This window comes from Aquitalea sp. USM4 (assembly GCF_004328945.1).
GTDB classification, from domain to species: Bacteria; Pseudomonadota; Gammaproteobacteria; order Burkholderiales; family Chromobacteriaceae; genus Aquitalea; species Aquitalea pelogenes.
This window is the reverse complement of record NZ_CP029539.1, coordinates 4050516-4069521: the sequence shown is the minus strand read 5'-3', so window position 1 is coordinate 4069521 and position 19006 is coordinate 4050516. Positions and strand designations below refer to the sequence as shown.

The 19006-nt window shown below is 62.9% G+C and carries 18 protein-coding genes; 8 read left to right on the top strand and 10 right to left on the bottom strand.

Annotated features, from left to right (window positions below):
- Positions 1-122 precede the first annotated feature (122 nt).
- The 6 genes from ligK to DKK66_RS18645 all read left to right on the top strand — a co-directional run bounded on the left by ligK (position 123) and on the right by DKK66_RS18645 (position 5254).
- Positions 123-806 carry a 4-carboxy-4-hydroxy-2-oxoadipate aldolase/oxaloacetate decarboxylase gene (gene ligK / locus DKK66_RS18670; RefSeq protein ID WP_131360454.1) on the top strand — a complete coding sequence of 228 codons (684 nt, stop codon included), beginning with the start codon at positions 123-125 and terminating at the stop codon, positions 804-806.
- 10 nt (positions 807-816) lie between these two features.
- The gene (locus DKK66_RS18665) at positions 817-1749 is read left to right on the top strand and encodes an amidohydrolase family protein (RefSeq protein ID WP_045844904.1); all 933 of its coding nucleotides are present in this window, start codon (positions 817-819) and stop codon (positions 1747-1749) included.
- A gap of 9 nt (positions 1750-1758) precedes the next feature.
- Positions 1759-2202, top strand: coding sequence for a protocatechuate 4,5-dioxygenase subunit alpha (gene ligA / locus DKK66_RS18660; protein ID WP_131360452.1), 444 nt, complete (start codon positions 1759-1761; stop codon positions 2200-2202).
- Position 2203: 1 nt separating this feature from the next.
- On the top strand, positions 2204-3085 hold the full coding sequence (locus DKK66_RS18655) for a class III extradiol dioxygenase subunit beta (protein ID WP_131360450.1): 882 nt from the start codon (positions 2204-2206) through the stop codon (positions 3083-3085).
- A gap of 12 nt (positions 3086-3097) precedes the next feature.
- Complete coding sequence (locus DKK66_RS18650; RefSeq protein ID WP_207389817.1) at positions 3098-4045, top strand: Gfo/Idh/MocA family oxidoreductase; 948 nt, start codon at positions 3098-3100, stop codon at positions 4043-4045.
- Positions 4046-4246: 201 nt separating this feature from the next.
- The gene (locus tag DKK66_RS18645) at positions 4247-5254 is read left to right on the top strand and encodes an aldo/keto reductase (protein ID WP_131360446.1); all 1008 of its coding nucleotides are present in this window, start codon (positions 4247-4249) and stop codon (positions 5252-5254) included.
- 279 nt (positions 5255-5533) lie between these two features.
- On the opposite strand, the gene DKK66_RS18640 is transcribed toward DKK66_RS18645, so the two are convergent.
- Both DKK66_RS18640 and DKK66_RS18635 read right to left on the bottom strand, forming a co-directional pair.
- Positions 5534-6376, bottom strand: coding sequence for a class III extradiol dioxygenase family protein (locus DKK66_RS18640; protein ID WP_131360444.1), 843 nt, complete (start codon positions 6374-6376; stop codon positions 5534-5536).
- Positions 6377-6378: 2 nt separating this feature from the next.
- Positions 6379-6729, bottom strand: coding sequence for a protocatechuate 4,5-dioxygenase subunit alpha (locus DKK66_RS18635; protein ID WP_045844910.1), 351 nt, complete (start codon positions 6727-6729; stop codon positions 6379-6381).
- A gap of 84 nt (positions 6730-6813) precedes the next feature.
- Here DKK66_RS18635 and DKK66_RS18630 point away from each other — a divergent pair, with 84 nt between their 5' ends.
- Entirely contained in the window at positions 6814-7731 is a 918-nt protein-coding gene (locus DKK66_RS18630) for a LysR family transcriptional regulator (RefSeq protein WP_131360442.1), read from the top strand.
- Positions 7732-7843: 112 nt separating this feature from the next.
- Here the strand turns inward: DKK66_RS18630 and DKK66_RS18625 are convergent, their stop codons facing one another.
- The 3 genes from DKK66_RS18625 to DKK66_RS18615 are packed head-to-tail and all read right to left on the bottom strand — an operon-like array spanning position 7844 to position 10468.
- The gene (locus DKK66_RS18625; RefSeq protein ID WP_062791126.1) at positions 7844-8707 is read right to left on the bottom strand and encodes a sugar phosphate isomerase/epimerase; all 864 of its coding nucleotides are present in this window, start codon (positions 8705-8707) and stop codon (positions 7844-7846) included.
- Position 8708: 1 nt separating this feature from the next.
- On the bottom strand, positions 8709-9542 hold the full coding sequence (locus DKK66_RS18620) for a 4-hydroxyphenylpyruvate dioxygenase family protein (RefSeq protein WP_131360440.1): 834 nt from the start codon (positions 9540-9542) through the stop codon (positions 8709-8711).
- Positions 9543-9598: 56 nt separating this feature from the next.
- Positions 9599-10468: a shikimate dehydrogenase gene (locus DKK66_RS18615; protein ID WP_131360438.1), complete on the bottom strand. Its 870-nt coding sequence runs from the start codon at positions 10466-10468 to the stop codon at positions 9599-9601.
- A 237-nt stretch (positions 10469-10705) separates the two neighbouring features.
- Here DKK66_RS18615 and DKK66_RS18610 point away from each other — a divergent pair, with 237 nt between their 5' ends.
- Positions 10706-12631 (top strand): bifunctional sugar phosphate isomerase/epimerase/4-hydroxyphenylpyruvate dioxygenase family protein, encoded by a 1926-nt coding sequence (locus DKK66_RS18610; protein ID WP_131360436.1) that lies wholly within the window; start codon positions 10706-10708, stop codon positions 12629-12631.
- 71 nt (positions 12632-12702) lie between these two features.
- Here DKK66_RS18610 and DKK66_RS18605 read toward each other — a convergent pair whose 3' ends face one another.
- The 5 genes from DKK66_RS18605 to DKK66_RS18585 form a co-directional block, all read right to left on the bottom strand.
- Entirely contained in the window at positions 12703-13329 is a 627-nt protein-coding gene (locus tag DKK66_RS18605) for an NIPSNAP family protein (protein WP_131360434.1), read from the bottom strand.
- Between the two features lie 29 nt (positions 13330-13358).
- A complete protein-coding gene (locus tag DKK66_RS18600; protein ID WP_131360432.1) occupies positions 13359-15083 on the bottom strand; it encodes an FAD-dependent oxidoreductase in 1725 nt (574 codons plus the stop codon).
- A gap of 8 nt (positions 15084-15091) precedes the next feature.
- Positions 15092-15907: a shikimate dehydrogenase gene (locus DKK66_RS18595; RefSeq protein ID WP_131360430.1), complete on the bottom strand. Its 816-nt coding sequence runs from the start codon at positions 15905-15907 to the stop codon at positions 15092-15094.
- Positions 15908-15919: 12 nt separating this feature from the next.
- A complete protein-coding gene (locus DKK66_RS18590; RefSeq protein WP_131360428.1) occupies positions 15920-17671 on the bottom strand; it encodes an FAD-dependent oxidoreductase in 1752 nt (583 codons plus the stop codon).
- Positions 17672-17763: 92 nt separating this feature from the next.
- Positions 17764-18603, bottom strand: a complete 840-nt coding sequence (locus DKK66_RS18585) for a sugar phosphate isomerase/epimerase (protein ID WP_131360426.1) — start codon at positions 18601-18603, stop codon at positions 17764-17766.
- Positions 18604-19006 lie beyond the last annotated feature (403 nt).

Here is a 19006-nt window from a genome sequence, read left to right as displayed (position 1 = left end):
TTGCCGTACCACACGTACTGTCTGCGGCGGCGCGCCTTGACCCGGGGCTTTTGCGGAGTTGACCTCATCTCACGTGCGCCATGCGCCACACGATGGAAAAACAGAACAGGAAAGACAACACCATGTACGAACTCGGAGTGGTATACCGCAACATCACCCGCGCCGACCGCGCTGCTGCCGATGCACTGGCAGCGCTGGGCTCGGCCACCGTGCACGAAGCCATGGGCCGCGTTGGCCTGCTCAAGCCCTATATGCGCCCCATCTACCCGGGCAAGCAGGTGTCCGGCACCGCCGTCACCGTGCTGCTGCAACCGGGCGACAACTGGATGCTGCACGTGGCGGCAGAACAGATTCAGCCGGGAGACATCGTGGTGGCAGGCGTCACCTCGGAATGCACCGACGGCTACTTTGGCGACCTGCTGGCCACCAGCTTCCAGGCACGCGGTGCACGGGCGCTGATCATCGACGCCGGGGTACGCGACGTCAAAACCCTGCAGGAAATGGACTTCCCGGTATGGAGCCGCGCCATCAGCAGCAAAGGCACCATCAAGGCCACACTGGGCTCGGTGAATATCCCGGTGGTGTGTGCCGGCATGCTGGTGCATCCGGGCGATGTGATTGTGGCGGACGACGACGGCGTGGTGTGTGTACCGGCCGCCCGTGCGGTGGAAACGCTGGCGGCGGCGCAAAAGCGCGAATCGTTTGAAGGCGAAAAACGCGCCAAGCTGGCTTCCGGCGTGCTGGGTCTGGACATGTATGCAATGCGCGAGCCGCTGGCCAAGGCCGGTCTGCGTTATATCGACTGAGGACGACAGCATGAGCAAACCCGTAAGTGGCGACTTCAGCAAGACCGCAGGCTGGCTGGACTGGTTTGACGGCCCGGCCAAACCGGCCTTCACCCTGCCGGCTGGCGCGGTGGATGCCCACTGTCACGTATTCGGCCCGGGGGCGGAGTTTCCCTATGCGCCGGAACGCAAATACACCCCGTGTGACGCCAGCAAGGCTGATCTGTTTGCCCTGCGCGACCATCTGGGCTTTGCCCGCAATGTGATTGTGCAGGCCACCTGCCACGGTGCCGACAACCGCGCCATGGTGGATGCCTGCCGTGCCAGCAAGGGCAAGGCGCGTGGCGTGGCCACCGTCAGGCGCGCAGTAACGGATGAAGAGCTGCAAAGCCTGCACGAGGCCGGTGTACGCGGCGTGCGTTTCAACTTCGTCAAACGGCTGGTGGATTTCACCCCCAAAGACGAGCTGATGGAAATTGCCAGCCGCATTGCCAAGCTGGGCTGGCATATCGTGGTGTACTTCGAGGCGCAGGACCTGCCGGAACTGTGGGACTTCTTCACCAACCTGCCCACCACCGTGGTGGTGGACCACATGGGCCGGCCGGATGTCAGCCTGCCGGTGGACGGGCCGCAGTTTGAATTGTTCGTGAAACTGATGCGCGAACATGACAATATCTGGTCCAAGGTCAGCTGCCCGGAACGCCTGAGCGTGACCGGCCCCAAGGCGCTGGATGGCGAACGCCATGCCTACCACGACGTGATTCCGTTTGCCCGCAAACTGGTGGAAACCTTCCCCGACCGCGTGCTGTGGGGCACCGACTGGCCGCACCCCAATCTGAAAGACCATATGCCGGACGACGGCCTGCTGGTGGATTTCATCCCCCATATCGCGCCGACGCCGCAATTGCAGCAACAGCTGCTGGTCACCAATCCCATGCGCCTGTACTGGCCGGAAGAATGCTGAGGAGCCGCCATGGCTTTGGACAAACCGTATAAAGATGTGCCCGGCACCATCATTTTCGATGCCGAGCAAAGCCGCCTGGGCTACTGGCTGAACCAGTTCTGCACCAGCCTGATGAAGGCGGAAAACCGCGCCCGCTTTCTGGCCGACGAACGGGCTTATCTCGATGAATGGCCGATGACGGAAGAGCAGAAGCAGGCGGTGATGGCGCGCGACCTCAACCGCTGTATGGCGCTTGGCGGCAATATCTACTTCCTGGCTCGCATCGGTGCCACCGACGGCAAGAGCTTCCAGCAGATGGCCGGCTCCATGACCGGCATGAGCGAAGAGGAATACCGCAACATGATGCTGGCTGGTGGCCGCTCGGTGGAAGGCAACCGCTACCTTGGCGAAGACGGCGACGCCCAGCCGCACCGCCAGCCGCAAGGCGCTGCTGGTAAAAAGGAAAGCAACTGATATGGCACGCATTACCGCATCCGTTTATACCTCCCACGTGCCGGCCATCGGCGTGGCCATGGACCTGCACAAGACGCAGGAAGACTACTGGAAGCCGCTGTTTGCCGGTTACGACTTCTCCAAGCAATGGATGAAGGACAACAAGCCGGACGTGATTTTCCTGGTGTACAACGACCACGCCACCGCCTTCAGCCTGGACATGATTCCCACTTTCGCCATTGGCACGGCTGCCGAGTACAAACCGGCCGATGAAGGCTGGGGCGCACGCCCGGTGCCGGTGGTGAAGGGCCATCCGCAACTGGCCAGCCATATCGCGCAAAGCGTCATCCAGCAAGACTTCGACCTCACCATCGTCAACAAGATGGATGTGGACCATGGCCTCACCGTGCCGCTGTCGCTGATGTGCGGCGAGCTGGACCCGGTGAAGGACGCCTGGCCCTGCCCGGTGATTCCGTTTGCCGTCAACGTGGTGCAGTACCCGGTGCCCTCCGGCCAGCGCTGCTTTGCGCTGGGTCAGGCCATCCGCAAGGCGGTGGAGAGCTTTGACGAAGACCTCAATGTGCATATCTGGGGCACCGGTGGCATGAGCCACCAGCTGCAGGGTGCACGCGCCGGGCTGATCAACCGCGAGTGGGACAACAACTGGCTGGACCTGATGATCAACGACCCGGTGGCCTGCGCCCAGGTGCCGCATATCGACTATGTGCGTGAAGCCGGCAGCGAAGGTATCGAACTGGTGATGTGGCTGATTGCCCGTGGCGCGATGGCCGACGTGAACAACGGAGAGCGCAGCGGCCCGCTGCCGCAGGTGACGCACCGTTTCTATCATGTCCCGGCTTCCAATACCGCTGTGGGTCACGCCATTCTGGAAAACAAGGAATAAGGAATCCCTGTCATGACAATCAAAGTAGCACTGGCTGGCGCAGGCGCGTTCGGCATCAAGCATCTGGACGGCATCAAGAACATTGCCGATGTGGAAGTGGTATCGCTGATTGGCCGCGACCTGGCCAAAACCCGCGAAGTGGCGGACAAATACGGCGTGGCCCATGTCACGGATGACCTGAACGAAACCCTGGCCATCAAGGAAGTGGACGCTGTCATCCTGTGTACGCCCACCCAGATGCACGCCGGGCAAACCGCCGCCTGCCTCAAGGCTGGCAAGCACGTGCAGGTGGAAATTCCGCTGGCCGACACCCTGGCCGGTGCCGAAGCCGCCGCCGCACTGCAACAGGAAACCGGCCTGGTGGCCATGTGCGGCCATACCCGCCGCTTCAACCCCAGCCACCAGTGGGTGCACAACAAGATTACCGCCGGGGAATTCAACATCCAGCAGATGGATGTGCAAACCTACTTCTTCCGCCGCACCAATATGAACGCGCTGGGCCAGCCGCGCAGCTGGACCGACCACCTGCTGTGGCACCACGCTGCCCACACCGTGGACCTGTTTGCCTATCAGGCTGGCAGCCCCATCGTGAAGGCCAATGCCATCCAGGGGCCGATTCACCCGGAACTGGGTATCGCCATGGACATGTCCATCCAGCTGAAGGCCGCCAACGGTGCCATCTGCACGCTCAGCCTATCCTTCAACAACGACGGCCCGCTGGGGACTTTCTTCCGTTACATCGGCGACACCGGCACTTATATTGCCCGCTACGACGACCTGGTGAACGGCAAGGAAGAGAAGATCGACGTATCGCATGTGGCCGTATCGATGAACGGTATCGAGCTACAAGACCGCGAATTCTTTGCCGCCATCCGCGAAGGCCGCGAGCCCAATTCCAGCCTGCGTCAGGTTCTGCCGTGCTATCAGGTGCTGCACGCGCTGGAGCAGCAGCTGGTGTGAGGCGCTGCTGACTAAAAGCTGCACCCCAGGGAAGCTTCGCTTTTTTCTTGGCAGCTCTTGATTTGATTAGTTTCTTTTGAAATATCGTTTGAAATCCCTTTGTAAGCGACCCTCCTGAACAAGGCAGTCCGGTTTGTTGCAAACCGGCTGACCTTGTCTTTTTCTTGCGGGGTCCCCGTCAGACAGTGCAAGGACAGTTCCATGAAACAGCGACAGCTTGGCCCGTTTACCGTTTCTGCCATCGGCCTTGGCTGCATGAATCTCAGTCACGCCTATGGCGTGCCACCGTCTGCCGAGCAGGGCGGCCAGGTATTGCTGGCAGCGCTGGATGCAGGCGTCACCCTGTTTGATACCGCCGCGCTGTACGGCTTTGGTGCCAATGAAGAGCTGGTGGGGCGAGTATTGAAGCCGCATCGTCAGCAGATTGTGCTCACCAGCAAGTGCGGCATGACCGGGGTGGAAGGCAAACGGGTGATAGACGGCAGGCCGGACACCCTGCGCCAGACCTGCGAGGACAGCCTGCGCCGTCTGCAAACCGATGTGATTGACCTCTACTACCTGCACCGCTGGGACCGCCAGGTGCCGATTGAGGATTCGGTTGGCGCACTGGCTGATCTGGTGGCCGCAGGCAAGATCCGCAGCATTGGCTTGTCCGAGGTTTCCGCTGCCACGCTGGCCCGCGCCCAGGCGGTGCACCCGATTGCCGCGGTACAGAGTGAATACTCGCTGTGGACGCGCAATCCGGAAATCGCGCTGCTGGATGCCTGCCGCGAGCAGCAAGTGGCCCTGGTGGCCTTCAGCCCGTTGGGCCGTGGCTTCCTGGCAGGTGGCGTGCGCGACCCGTCCGGTTTTGCCGCCAACGACATCCGCCGCGCCATGCCGCGCTTTCAGACCGAACACTTTAGCCGCAACCTGCGCCTGCTGGATGCATTGCAGGGGCTGGCCACCGAAACCGGCTTCACCCTGGCCCAGCTGGCCATGGGCTGGCTGCTGGCACAAAGCGAGCAGGTGATTCCGATTCCGGGCACCAGCAATGTGGCGCATCTGCAGGAAAACCTGTCGGCCGACACGGTGACGCTGGACATGGAAGTGCTGACCCGTCTGGATGCCATCGTCAATGAAAACACGGTGAGCGGTGCGCGCTACAACGCCGCCACCCAGCAGGAAATCGACACTGAAGAATTTGGCGTTTCTGTTCAGCCAGCCTGATAGCCGGACAGGAGATGACCACACCATTGCTTCCATCTGGGGTGTGAACCCATGCCGACGGGGTGTTCCTGTCGGCCTTTTTTTGCCTGTAAAGCAGTGGCTAACGCTGTATCGCCTTCTTCAACTTCTTCAGCTGACAGGGCAGGGGCAAAAAAGAACCCGGCACAAGGCCGGGTGCTCAGCGAAGGAGGAGAAATGCTGACAACAGTGTGTGGTTTTGAGACCTGCCGCCCAGGCTGACAGCGTGTGCCAGCCAGCGGGGCGGCTTGCGGTCGGTCCTCAGGCAAGCGGTTCCAGCAACATCACACCGGCAGCGGTGTTGGAAATCGGCAGATGGTAGGTGCTTTGCAGTGCGCGCACATCACCCTTGATGGTGGCGCGGGCAGCAAGCCACATCAGCAGCTCGATGCCTTGCGAGCCGGTATGCTCCACCAGCTGCTCCACCGTGTACTGGGTGGCCCACTTGGGGTTATCTACCAGGCTTTGCATGAATTGCAGGTCGAAGGGCTTGTTGATGAAACCGGCGCGTTCGCCATCCAGCTGGTGCGACAGGCCGCCGGTGCCAATCACCACCACGCGGGCGTCGGAATCCCAGGCGCTGATGGCTTCGCCAATGGCCTCGCCCAGCTTGTAGCAGCGGCTGGCGGACGGGATGGGGAACTGCACGGTGTTGATGCACACCGGCACCACCTTGATCGGGCAGGCGCCTTCTTGCGGCCACAGCAGTTTCAAGGGCAGGGTGAAGGCATGGTCCACCAGCATTTCCTGACAGGTGGTGAGGTCGAATTCCTTGTTCACCAGCTGATTGATCAGGTGCCAGGACAGCTCGGTGTCACCAGTAAACGGCGGCAGGGTGGGAATGCCCCAGCCTTCGTCGGCATTGCGGTATTGCGGTGCGGCACCTACCGAGAAGGTGGGCATCTTGTCCAGGAAGAAATTCAGGCCATGGTCGTTGTACACCACCACGGCGACATCGGGTTTTACTTCATCCAGCCAGCGATGGATGGGCGGGAAAGCGTCAAAGAAGGGCTTCCAGTACGGTTCGTTCTGCAGATTGCCGGCAATGGCACGGCCAATGGCCGGAACGTGGGAGGTAACGATGCTGCCTACGATTTTTGCCATGATTATTGTCCCGCGTTCAGGAGTTTCTGTTTGAATTCGTCTTTGCTCATGCCGGTTTGCTGGGCACCGATGTCCTGCACGTCCAGGCCGAAAATCCCGGCAAACTTGGCCAGGTAGTAAACATTGCCGCCAGCGGCAATCAGTTGCAGCACATTGCGGCTTTGCACCGCAGCCAGTTGCGGCGCGGTCAAGCCGAAGCGGGCACAGTAGGCGGCTTCGTCGGCCTTGAAGGCGTCGCGGTTGGCCTTGTCGTTGAAGGAAAAGCACATCTTGTTGAGGGCATAACCCTTCTGCGCCTGAATGTCGTCAAACAGGGTGGTTCCCGGAATGGAAACGCGTTGTTGCTCCGCCATCACTTGTTCTCCCTTGTTGATTCTGGTGAGTTCAGTGTCCCTGTTTGCGGTATGGAGATAAATGCGGTAAACCGGATGGCATACATGAAAAATTTCGATCATTTGCAGCTGGATGGCCGGCTGCTGCAATTACTGCTGACGGTGATGGAGGAGCGCTCGGTTACCCGTGCGGCAGAGCGCCTGGACATGACCCAGTCCGCAGTCAGCCATGCGCTGGACAAGCTGCGGCTGATCGTGGACGACCCGCTGTTTGTGAAGTCCGGCCGCGGCATCTCGCCCACGGTACGGGCCGAGGCGCTGGCCCAGCATGCGCGCAGCCTGCTGGAAGACATGCGCCGCTTTGTCAGTGCCGCCAGTTTTGATCCGGCGCGTTTGCAGCGCACCATCAGCATTGCCGCCAACGATTTGCAGCGCGACCTGTTGCTGCCGCGCCTGCTGGGTGTGCTGCAGGCCGAAGCGCCGGGCGTGTCGCTAAGGGTGTTGCCCTCCGGCATTCCCACGGTGGAGATACTGCGCAGCGATGAGTGCGACCTGGTGATTACCCCGCGCCCGCCGGATGGCAGCGACATCGTGCAAAAGCGCTTGTTTGCCGACCACTACCGGGTGTTTTACGACGCAGGCTGCCGTGCGGCACCGGCCAGTCTGGACGACTATCTGGCGGCTGAACATGTCACGGTGGGCTATACGCCGCCGCGCATGCTGGATATTGATGATTTTCTGGCCGGGCAGGGGGTAAGGCGGCGCATTGCTGCTTGGCTGCCCGGTTTTTCCGGTATCGCGCCCTTTGTGCAGGGCAGTACCCGGCTGGCTACTTTGCCGGGCTTGCTGGCCAGCAATCTGCTGGCGGGGCTGGCCAGCTGTGCGCCACCACTGACTTGCCCGGACATGCCGATGTATCTGGTATGGCACCAGCGCCATCGCCACGATCCGCTGCACATCTGGCTGCGCCAGCGGCTGGAACAGGTGACGCAGCAGGCGCTGGCGGCACAGCTGCCGGGCTGATACTTCTTTCTGGAATGACTCAGCGCGGCTAACAAAATCGCGCCGCCGCCGACCGTACATAAAAGTAGGGCCAGGAGGCGCAACCCGGCAGCAGGGGTTTTGTCCGCCGCGCTTAGCAGCCGCTGTCCTGCAGGCGCTGGCTGACCGTGCGGCACAGCCAGTCCACCGAACGGGCGGCGCGGCTGGCCACGCTATGCGCGTCCTGGGTGAGGAATTCGTCATTGGCCACTTCAAAGGCGTAATTGCCCTGATAACCGGCCATTTCCAGCCGCACCAGCATGTCCACCACCGCCATGCTGTGCACGCCTTCGCCGGGGAAGGAGCGCTGGTGACGCGAGATGTGCACCATTTCTTCCAGCAGCGGCAGGTAGTCGCTCATGGCATCGGACAGCTGCACCAGAAACAGCTTGTGCATGGGGATGCGGTACAGGTCGTCCAGCGGAATGCCACGGGCAAACAGGTGGAAGCTGTCCAGCACCAGGCCCACGTTCTGCCGGTTCACCATTTCCACCACCTGCCATGCCGCGTGGTAGTCGTGCACATAACGGCCCCAGGCCAGCGGCTCGAAGCCGATGCGGATGCCCAGGGGCGTGGCCAGCGTGGACAGCAGGCGCAGATGGGCGGCGGTGGTTTCCAGATCGCCCACCGCATTGGGCGAGGTGGTGGCCGATACCACCAGCAGCTCGGCCCCCACCTGCTGCATCATGCGCATCATGGTTTTGGCCAGGTCTATCTTGTATTCCAGAAAACGGCCGCTCATGCCTTCGAAGTCGCGCAGCGCCTCGAAGCCGATCACCTTCATGCCGCTGTGGCGCACCGTGCGCACGGTTTGTGCCAGGCCGCCTTCCTGTTCGTTCATCAGGTCCTGCGCCCACAGCGTGAGGCGGGAGAAACCGGCGGCGGACATGGCCTGCAGCTTGTCTTGCAGCTTGCCCTGCAAGGGGGCGGTATCAATGGCAAAGCGGCTGGCGTCCATGTCAGTTCCCCTGTTCCTTGCTGATGGCAAATTGCAGCAAGCCGGCATGCTCCAGCGCGTGCCGCACCAGCTGTTGCGGGCCGGACAGGCCCAGTCCCTGTTGTTGCAGCTGCTGGCGGGTGAGGACCATGTCATGGCTGGCCAGCGTGACGCCGGTCATGCCCTCGCTGATGCCATGCTCCAGCACGGCGGCCTGCAAGCGTAGCTGGATCTTGCCGCAGGGGCTTAGCAGCAGGCGGCTGTCGGCTGTGCTGTCACTGGCGGATTCGGCAAAGCCGAACAGGTGCTGGTAGAAGTCCTGCCAGTCGCCAATGCGTTCGCCCGGCATGCTCTGGGTCAGCAGGCTGATGCGGTTCAGTCCGGCATCCGTAGCTTGCTTGTCCGCGTTAAGCGGCAGGAAGTCCACATCGTAAATGGAGTGCTCGCCATAGCGGTCTACCAGATAGAGCAGCGAACCGCCCACACCCTGGAAGGCCGGAATGTGCAATTCCATCACCCCGGTGCCCATGTCCACTTCCCATGCCCCCAGTTCGCGGGCGCGCAAGGTGGCTGCGCGTGCATCCTTCACCCGCAGCGCAATGGCGCAAATGCTGTGGCCGCGCTGCTGGGCGTAATGCTGGGCAAAGCTGTCCGGCTCGGCATTGACGATGAAGTTGATATCGCCCTGACGGTACAACAGCACCTGTTTGGAACGGTGCCGGGCAGTACAGCGAAAGCCCATGGCCTGCAGCAGCTGGCCAAGGGCTGTCGGATCGGTGGTGGCAAATTCAACAAATTCGATGCCGTCCGTGCCCATGGGGTTGGGCCGGCTGCTAAAGGGAAGGGTGTCGGACATGGGGAACCTGTCTGGTAAGGGCTGCGGGTTCAACAAGAGCTTGCCGGTTCAATCTGTCAGCTGCAGTCGCTGAGGCTGGCAAAGTGCCGGGCCATGCGCTGGGCATCCGGGTTCAGGCCGCTGAACAGGCGGAATGCGCCCGCAGCCTGATACACCACCATGCCGCCGCCATTCATGGTAGCGCAGCCCAGCGCTTTTGCCGCCTTGAGCAAGGCGGTTTCGCGCGGGAAGTAAATCACGTCGGCCACCCACAAGGCCGGATGCAGCCATTCCACTGGCAGCGGCAGGCCGGGGTGGCCTTGCATGCCAATCGGCGTGGCCTGGATCAGCCCGTCGGCGCTGGCCAGTTCTCCGGCCACATCGTCTGTCACCACTACCCGTCCGTCACCAAAGCGCTGGTTCAGCCGTGCCGCCAGCGCACTGGCACGGGCCGGGTCGGCATCGTGCAGGGCCAGTCTTTGCGCACCCAGGGTGAGGATGGCGTGGGCCACCGCAGCACCGGCACCGCCAGCACCCAGTTGCACCACCTTGTCCAGCCTGGCCTGCGGCCATTGCTGCTGGAAGGACTGGGCAAAGCCCCACCAGTCGGTGTTGTGGCCAATGCGTTTGCCGTCACGCAATTGCACGGTATTCACCGCGCCAATGGCGGCCGCGTCGTCGGACAGGCTGTCCAGACAGGCCAGCACGGTTTGCTTGAACGGGTGGGTGATGTTGCAGCCGGCATAGCCCACGGTCTGCATGGCGGCCAGCAGCGTGTCCAGCTCGGCAGTGCCGGTGTCCAGCGGCAGGTCGTGTAATTGATACAGACAGCGCAGGCCCAGCTGGCGGGCTTCTTCTTCGTGCAGCTGTGGCGAGCGCGAGCCCTGGATGCTTTGGCCTATCAGGCCCAGCAACAGCGTATTGGCAGCGGATGTGGATGCAGGCATGTGTTGGTCTTTTTTTGCTTGACTGCCGCAGCGGGCGGCATGCATCCGGCACACGGCACAGGCCGCGAGCCGGATGGCGGGAACAGGGAAAACGCACTGGTGCAGTGAAAATTTTCACGCTAAGATTGAAATGTACCTGTTGGTACGAAATAAGTAAACCGGCAGCATCGCCAGTACTGCACACAGACCCAGAGCGGTGCGCCGCCAGCGCCAGTTTCCCCATTGAGGATGACCACCATGCAACACTGTATTGCCACCGTTTCTCTGAGCGGAACCCTACCCGAGAAACTGGAGGCGATTGCCGCTGCCGGCTTTCAGGGCGTAGAAATCTTTGAAAACGACCTGCTGTATTTTGATGGCTCGCCACGTGATGTACGCCGCCTGTGTCAGGAGCTGGGCTTGCAGATCATGCTGTTCCAGCCCTTCCGCGACTTCGAAGGCTGCCGCCGCGACCGCCTGCAACACAATCTGGAACGGGCCGAACGCAAGTTCGAGCTGATGCACGAGCTGGGTACCGACCGCATCCTGGTGTGCAGCAATGTGCAACCGGACGTGATCCGCGATAACGCGGTGCTTGCCGACGACCTGCACCAGCTGGCCGAGCTGGCGGCAAAACATGAAGTGCTGGTGGGTTACGAGGCACTGGCCTGGGGCCAGCATGTGAACTCCTACCGTCAGGTGTGGGACATCGTCAAAACGGTGGACCACCCCAATCTGGGCGTGATTCTGGACAGCTTCCACACCCTGTCGATCAAGGACGACCTGTCGCGCCTGCCGGAAATTCCGGGCGACAAGATCGTATTCCTGCAACTGGCCGATGCACCCATCCTCAATATGGATGTGCTGGAGTGGAGCCGTCATTTCCGCTGCTTCCCCGGTCAGGGCGAGTTTGACCTGCCGGCCTTCCTTGGTCCCATCCTGCAAAGCGGCTATCAGGGCCCGCTGAGTCTGGAAATCTTCAACGACGGTTTCCGCGCGGCACCCACCGGCGGCACCGCGGCAGATGGTCGCCGTGGCCTGTTGTATCTGGAAGAAAACACCCGCGCGCAGCTGGCTGCCAGCGCGGAACCCGGTGCCGCCGCCGTGCTGCCGCAGCTGTTTGTTCCGGCAGCGCAGCCGCAATACGACGGGGTGGAGTTTCTGGAATTCGCCGTGGACGAGGCCGCCGCCAGCCGGCTGGCGCGCTGGTTCGGCAAGCTGGGCTTTGCCCATGCCGGGCAGCACAAGTCGAAAAGCGTCAATCTGTACCGTCAGGGTGACATCAATCTGATTCTCAACTCCGAGCCAGACTCCTTCGCCCATGCCTTTTTCGTGGCACATGGCCCGTCCTTGTGCGCGTCTGCCTTCCGGGTGAATGACAGCGCCCAGGCGCTGCAACGCGCCAAGCAGTATCGCGCGCGTTCTTTTGAAAGCCGTGTCGGCCCCAACGAGCGGCAGATTCCCGCCGTGCGTGCGCCGGATGGCAGCCTGCAATACCTGGTGGAACCCGGCGCGGATGGCAGCAGCATTTACCAGTCCGACTTTGACATGCTGCCGGCGGCCGCAGACAAGCCAGGCCTGCTCACCAGCATCGACCATTTCGCGCTGGGCCTGCCAGCGGAAACCATGGACGCCTGGATGCTGTTCTTCCGCGCCGTGTATGGCTTCAAGGCCGAGAACGAGCACGTGCTGCCCGACCCCTACGGACTGGTGAAAAGCCGGGTGCTGCACAGCCCGGATGGCAGCATCCGCATTCCGCTCAATATCTCGGAAAACCGCAATACCGCCATTGCCCGTTCGGTGTCTACCTATCGCGGTTCCGGCGTGCAGCACATTGCCTTTGCTACCGACGACATCTTTGCTGCGGTGGCAGCGGCGCGGGAAAGCGGCGTGCCCTTGCTGGAAATTCCGCGTAACTACTACGACGACCTGGCCGCGCGCTTCGATCTGCCGGATGAATTTGTCGCCAGCCTGGCCGCAGCCAACATCCTGTACGACCGCGATGCCCAAGGCGGAGAAATGCTGCATGTGTACACCGCCCAGTTTGAAGACCGCTTCTTCTTCGAACTGCTGCAACGCCGCGCCGGTTACCAGCAATACGGCGCCGCCAATGTGGCGGTGCGCCTGGCCGCACAGGCCCAATCGCGCGCCCGGCAGCAGGCGCGCAGCAACTGGTATGACTGATATGACCGACTCAGCCTGAGAGGGCAGCCATGCAAAAGGGACACCTGACAGGTGTCCCTTTTTTTGTCCGCTTACTTCAGCGGCGATACGGCGGTGGGCAGGGCAATGATGGAGTGCATGTCGGTAGTGAGCCAGGCCGGGCCACCTTTGGGCGGCCAGATGCCGGCGGCAACCGCTTCGCCACGGATGCGGCTGCGTTCGTCCACGCTGGCGTAGGCCCAGATATTGGTAAAGCGCAGCGGGCCTTGCAGGGCGAACATGGCCACCAGGCAGGGCGACAGCGCGCTGCGCGGCGGCAGGTATTCCTGCCACAGGTCGATGGTGTGCTGCAGGCCGCCGGTCTTGATGCCGTAGGTACGGATTTCATACACCGGCCCCTTGATGCCGCTTTCACTGCTGGGGCGTAGCGGGGCCATCCACGGGAAAGCCTGATACGCCTGCCGGTCGATGCTGGTGGCGAGGCTGCCGCAGCCGTAGGGGTCGGCGCTCAGACGGGTGCGTTGCTGCTCGGCTTCCAGTGCGGCCAGGCTGTCAAAACCGCGCAAAACCAGCAGCTGGTTGAGCTGGCCGATATCGCTATACCAGCAGCCCAGCAGTTCGCCGCCAGCAGCGGTGTCGCTGGTGTAGGCCTGTACGTTCTGGGCCGCCTGGGCGGTGGTGCCAAAGGGCAGGGTGAGGGTGGCGAGTTCGTAGTACATGGTGTGTCCTTGCTTGATATTGAAAATGTTCAAAGGCTTGCGTCGGGTTGGCGTCCGGCGGCGTGGTGTGCCGCCAGATAGCCGAAAGTCATGGCCGGGCCCAGGGTGATGCCGCCGCTGGGGTAGTGGCCGCCCATCATGCTGTGCATGTCGTTGCCGACCGCGTACAAGCCGCTGATGGGCTGGCGGTGTTCATCCAGCACTTGCGCGCTGGCATTGGTGGCCAGCCCGGCGAAGCTGCCCAGGCTGCCGGGGACCAGCTTCACCGCGTAGTACGGCCCGTGCTGCAGCGGGGCCATGCAGGGGTTGGGCCAGGCATTGTCCTTGTCGCCCTGTACGCGGTTATAGGGGGTGTCGCCCTTGGCAAAGTCGCTGTCCTCCCCGGTAGCGGCTTGCTGGTTGTAGCGTGCCACCTGCTGTTCAAGCGCTACGGGGTTGATGCCGCAGCGGCGGGCCAGCTCTTGCAGCGTATTGCCACGTTGCAGATAGCCATTGCGCAGCCAGCGGCCCAGCGGCATGGGGGCGGGTTTGACCGCGCCCAGCCCGTAGCGGCGGACAAAGCGGTGGTCGGCCACCAGCCAGGCTTGCACCGGCTGACCTGCCGGGATGGCACGTAGCAAGGCGGAGACAAAGTCGTGGTAGGAGTCAGCCTCGTTGCAAAAGCGCTGGCCATTGGCGGTAACGGCAATCAGCCCCGGTTTGGCCCGTTCGATCAGATGCGGAAAGTGGGCGGTGCTGCCATCGGCGCGTGGCACCAGCGATACCGGTGCCAATGCCATGGGGGAGGCCATCTCGCCCATCACGCCGCCAACGGCTTCGCCCAGCCGCAGGCCGTCGCCGGTATTGCTGACCGGCGCTGCCGACCAGTGTTCCTGCCCGGTGGGCGCATGCGCCAGCAGCTGGCGCTTGCGGGCGACATCGTGCGGAAAGCCGCCGCAGGCCAGCACCACGCCACGGCTGGCATGCACGGTCAGCGGGCCGTCCGGCGTATCCAGCAACGCACCGCTCACCTTGTCCTGTTCGCGCAGCAACTGGCGCACCGGGCTGGACAGCCGTAGTTCCACCCCGGCTTGCAGGGCCGAGGCCCCCAGCGCGGCGGCCAGCGCATTGCCGTTGACCAACCGCATGCCACGGCCATGCAGCAGGCAGTCGCGCCAGTAGGCCAGCACACGCCGGGTGACATAGGCAAAGGAGGCGAGCGAACGGCTGGCGTTGAGGAAATGGCGCAGCTCCACACCAGAGGCGATGCCCATGCCCCATAGCGAAATCACGTCCAGCGGCTTTTTCAGCTGGTGGATGTGCGCGCCCAGCAGTCGGCCATCAAACGGTGCCGCACACACCGAACGCCCGCCGCTGGCCGCCCCGGCACTGTGGCCGTGGAAGTCCGGAATCAGGTTGCCGTCGATGAAGCGCAGCAGGCTGTGGCGCTGGAAGAAGTCCACCATGCGCGGCGCGTGGCTCAGATAGGCATCGGCCAGCACGGGGTCGAAGTCCTCTCCCAGTTCGCTGTGCAGGTACTGGCGCGGCAGGGCCGGGTCTTCGTCAATCCCGGCAGCGATGGCCAGCGGGTTGCGCGGCACCCACAGCCAGCCACCCGACCAGGCAGTGGTGCCGCCGAATTCGGCTTCTTTTTCGGCCACCACCACCTTCAGCCCCAGCCGGGCGGCGGTGACGGCGGTGGCCAGCCCGCCGGCGCCGCTGCCCACGACCAGCAGGTCGCAGTGCAGGGTGTTGGCTTGTGCTTGCTTGTCCACGGCCAACCTCAGCGCGCCAGCGGACCCTGCGCCAGCAGGAAGTCCAGCATCAGTTCACGCACGGCGGCAAACATGTCGCCACCCACCACGGTCTGGCAGCCCAGTGCACGGGCACTTTCAATCAGCGGGGTGACCGCCGGGGCGGTAATCACGTCGCCGACAAACATAGTGCCGTCCAGCTTGCCGGCATCAATTGGCAGCGGGTCGCTGGCCTGCATGCCGGTGGGCGAGGCGTTGATGGCAATGGCAAAGCCGCTGGGGTCGTTGCTGCCCATGCGCAGCTGGCCGGGGAAGCTGGCGTCAAGACGGGTAATCAGCTGGTCGCGGCGGCTGGTGTCTGCGTCGTGGATGGCCAGTTCGCTGACGCCGTTTTCCAGCAGGGCCAGTGCAATGGCCGAACCCGCCCCGCCAGCACCCACCAGCAGTGCGCGCTTGCCTTCCGGCTGGCAGCCCGCTGCGCGCATGGCGGCTACATAGCCAGCGCCGTCACACATGTCGCCGTGCCAGCTACCGTCGGCATTGCGGCGCATCACATTGACCGCGCCCAGGCGGCGCGCCCGGTCGCTGCTACTGCTGCATTGGGCAAACATGGCGAACTTGTGCGGCACGGTGACGATGATGCCGTCCAGATTGCCCGCCAGGCTGATGCCCTTGACGTAGGCATCCAGATTGGCCGGGCTGACATGGCTGGGTACCAGAATGGCATTGCGGCCTTGCTGTTGCAGGGCGGCGCTGACGCCAGCCGGGGATTTCACCTGGGCGATCGGGTCGCCCACGATGGCCAGTACGCGGGTGGCACCATCCAGTTGCAGGGTTTGGGTCATGTTGTGCTCTCCTTATTGGGTAACGGTGTCGCGCGTCGGGGCGCGGGTGTGGCGTTGGCTGGCGTGGGTGGCGGCAATGCTGGCAAATACCAGTGCCGGGCCGATGGTGATGCCGGGCGCGGTATACACCCCGCCCATGATGGAATGCATGTCATTGCCCACCGCATACAGGCCGGCAATGGGCTGGCCGTCGCGGCCCAGCACGCGGGCCTGGGCGTCGGTTTGCAGGCCGGTGGCCGCGCCGATGTCGCCCGGATAGAGCCGCACCGCGTAATACGGGGCTTCGGCGAGCGGGCCGATATTGGGATTGGGCTGACCGCGTGATGGGTCGCCCATGTTTTGCTGGTAGGCGGTTTCACCACGGTGGAAGTCGCTGTCCACGCCGCTGGCGGCAAAGCGGTTGTTGCGCGCCACGCTGTCCTCCAGCATGGCTGGGTCCATGCCCAGCTTGCCGGCCAGCTCGGCCAGTGTGTTGCCTGCGGTCAGGTAGCCATCGGCCAGGTAGGGTTCAAGGTTCTTGCCGCCGGGGCGCACCATGCCGATGCCGTACTGGCGCAAGGCGGCAGCATCGCAAATCAGGAAGGCCGGAATGCTGGGCGTGCTGCGGTTGGCTTCCTGCATGGCTAGGCCAAACAGGTGGTAGGAGGTGCTTTCGTTGACAAAGCGCGCGCCACGGGCATTGACGGTAATCATGCCGGGCTTGGCGCGGTCCAGCATGAAGTGCGGAAACACCGCCTGGCTGCCATCGGCACGGCGGCGCAGTGATACCGGTGCCCAGAACGCCGGGCTGAGGCTGCCTTCGGCCAGTTTTGCACCAAGGCCGCGTGCCAGCTGCTGTGCCTGACCGGTATGGCCGGGCGCGCCGGGGCACCAGTCCATCTCTATGCCCGGCAGCAGGCGGGCGCGTTGTTCCGGGTCGCGGTTGAAACCGCCGCTGGCCAGAATCACCCCCTGATTCACCTTGATGCTGCGGCTGGTCTTGCCCTGGCGCAGGGTGAGGCCGTGCACGCCGCGCTCATCGTGCTGGATGTCGCTGGCCTGGGTTCGTAGTGCCAGCTGCACATTGCCCAGTTTCGACAGCGAATAGAGCAGGCGGCCTACCAGTGCATTACCCATCACCAGCCGGGTGCCACGCGGGTAGCTCAGGCGGTCGCTGGCATGGCGCAGCAGCAGCTTGAGCGAGTGCCTGAACGAAGGCAGCGAGGACTTGAGCTTCAGCAGGTGGTTGATGTCGGTGCGGTCCACCATCATGCCGCCCAGCACGGTGAATTCGGGAATGGGCGGGCGCAGTACGGCAAACAGCTCGCCCAAGAGGCGGCCATCAAAGGGCAAAGGTTCCAGCGCACGGCCATTGAGGGTGGAGCCGGGCAGGTCGGAAATGTAGTCCGGGTGTTTGGGGTAGGGGCGGAATTTCACCTCGGTGGCGGCTTCCAGTGCAGCCACCACCGCCGGGCCGGCTTGCAGGAAGGCCTGGCGCAGTGCCGGGTCGGCCCGTTCGCCAATGGCATTGTCCAGATAGCGCGCTGCTTCGGCCAGGGTGTCTTGCGGATTCACCCGCGCGCTATGCAGGGTGCCGGGTATCCAGGTAGTGCCGCCGGACAGGGCGGTGGTACCGCCGACGTATTCGCTGTGTTCCACCAGCAGCACTTTCTGTCCGGCAAGGCCGGCAAACAGTGCGGCAGCCAGCCCGGCACCGCCGGCACCGATCACCACCACATCAAATTCACTGCCTTGTGCAGGCAGGTTTTCCAGTTGCAACAGCATGTCAGTCTCTCCGTATTGCTGTCTTGCGTCCGTTTTGTTGCATAAAAGCAACCAGTCGGTACGTTTTGAGAATTTTTTTTAATGGAAGATTGTTACGTGCCAGCTGACTCCAGCGCTGCACCGTAGGTGCGCTGCAATACCTGTTGTGCAGCATTGCGTAGCAGCTTGGCCCGCTCCACGGCACGCAGATGGCCCTTGCTGTGCATCGGTACTTCCAGCGCAATCGGCAGGTCCGGCGGCAAGGCCAGCAGCAGTTCGCCCAGCGCCAGCCCGCCATGGCCCGGTGGCATGCGCTCGGCGCGGGCCTGGTACAGCAGTTCTTCCATGCTGTCGGGCTTTGCTGCCGGGGCATCGCACAACTGCATGTAGTGCAGGCGCTGGCGCGGCACCTCGGCCAGCATGGCCGGGGCATCCCCGGCGCGGTCAAAGTGGATGGCGTCCACCAGCAGGGCGGCATTGTCCTGGCCGGCCTGCTCCAGCAACTGCATGGCCATGGCGATGTTGCGGATGTCGGTCCAGGGCATGGGTTCGATATTCATGTTCAGGCCCAGTGGTGCGCCCAGCTCACACAGGCGGGCAAAACTGTCCGCACAGCGGGCAAAGTCCGGGTCGTTGCCTGCCACCAGTACCTCGTGTGCACCCAGCCGGGCGGCACTTTCCAGCATGGGCAGATAGCTGGCGACATCCACTTCCGGTTTGAGCCTGAGTATTTCCACATCAGACACTTGCAGGCCGGTGTCCTGCAGGCGCTGCAAGGTTTCGCGCAGCAGCGGGCTGTTGCCCAGCATGTCGTGTTGCGGCTCCTGGGCGGTGGCGGGCAGCAGGCGCAGGCCGACATGGCTGAAGCCGGCTGCAGCGGCGCAGCTGACCATGTCGGGCGGGGATAGCTCCAGCATGCTGAGGGCAGCAAGGGCGAGCTGGCGTGGTGGCATGAGTCTCTCCTGGGTAGCTGGCGCAGGCGGGTGGGCGCGGTGGCATCCCCCGTGTTGGCCAGTCTGTTTTTCGGTGGCTGATGGCTGGGCAGTATGCAATCGCAAAAAACGGAATGCAATTCAAAAAAATAACTTTGTTTTGATTTTATGTTTGGTGTGCCGTGCCCGGCAGCCATGGCTGGCAGGTGGCATGCATGCGCTTTTGCTGTCCGTTTTCACCCGGAAAATGCAGGACTGGCCTGTATTTGTGGTGTGGCAGGACTCAGGGATTTCCCGCACTGAAACGGGGCAGGGAATGGTGTTTAACTGCTGCTTGCCGGCTGTTGTATTTTTTTTAATGTGCTGATTTGGCGTAGGAAAACTACAAAAACAAGGCGCTGGTGCATGCTATGGATATCTGCAC

Coding starts and splice junctions, on each gene's coding strand:
- DKK66_RS18645 (WP_131360446.1), top strand. CDS start 4,247: ATGAAACAGCGACAGCTTGGCCCGTTTACCGTTTCTGCCATCGGCCTT.
- DKK66_RS18655 (WP_131360450.1), top strand. CDS start 2,204: ATGGCACGCATTACCGCATCCGTTTATACCTCCCACGTGCCGGCCATC.
- DKK66_RS18620 (WP_131360440.1), bottom strand. CDS start 9,542: ATGTCCGACACCCTTCCCTTTAGCAGCCGGCCCAACCCCATGGGCACG.
- DKK66_RS18605 (WP_131360434.1), bottom strand. CDS start 13,329: ATGTACTACGAACTCGCCACCCTCACCCTGCCCTTTGGCACCACCGCC.
- DKK66_RS18650 (WP_207389817.1), top strand. CDS start 3,098: ATGACAATCAAAGTAGCACTGGCTGGCGCAGGCGCGTTCGGCATCAAG.
- ligK (WP_131360454.1), top strand. CDS start 123: ATGTACGAACTCGGAGTGGTATACCGCAACATCACCCGCGCCGACCGC.
- DKK66_RS18610 (WP_131360436.1), top strand. CDS start 10,706: ATGCAACACTGTATTGCCACCGTTTCTCTGAGCGGAACCCTACCCGAG.
- DKK66_RS18635 (WP_045844910.1), bottom strand. CDS start 6,729: ATGGCGGAGCAACAACGCGTTTCCATTCCGGGAACCACCCTGTTTGAC.
- DKK66_RS18590 (WP_131360428.1), bottom strand. CDS start 17,671: ATGCTGTTGCAACTGGAAAACCTGCCTGCACAAGGCAGTGAATTTGAT.
- DKK66_RS18665 (WP_045844904.1), top strand. CDS start 817: ATGAGCAAACCCGTAAGTGGCGACTTCAGCAAGACCGCAGGCTGGCTG.
- DKK66_RS18625 (WP_062791126.1), bottom strand. CDS start 8,707: ATGGACGCCAGCCGCTTTGCCATTGATACCGCCCCCTTGCAGGGCAAG.
- ligA (WP_131360452.1), top strand. CDS start 1,759: ATGGCTTTGGACAAACCGTATAAAGATGTGCCCGGCACCATCATTTTC.
- DKK66_RS18630 (WP_131360442.1), top strand. CDS start 6,814: ATGAAAAATTTCGATCATTTGCAGCTGGATGGCCGGCTGCTGCAATTA.
- DKK66_RS18615 (WP_131360438.1), bottom strand. CDS start 10,468: ATGCCTGCATCCACATCCGCTGCCAATACGCTGTTGCTGGGCCTGATA.
- DKK66_RS18585 (WP_131360426.1), bottom strand. CDS start 18,603: ATGCCACCACGCCAGCTCGCCCTTGCTGCCCTCAGCATGCTGGAGCTA.
- DKK66_RS18640 (WP_131360444.1), bottom strand. CDS start 6,376: ATGGCAAAAATCGTAGGCAGCATCGTTACCTCCCACGTTCCGGCCATT.
- DKK66_RS18595 (WP_131360430.1), bottom strand. CDS start 15,907: ATGACCCAAACCCTGCAACTGGATGGTGCCACCCGCGTACTGGCCATC.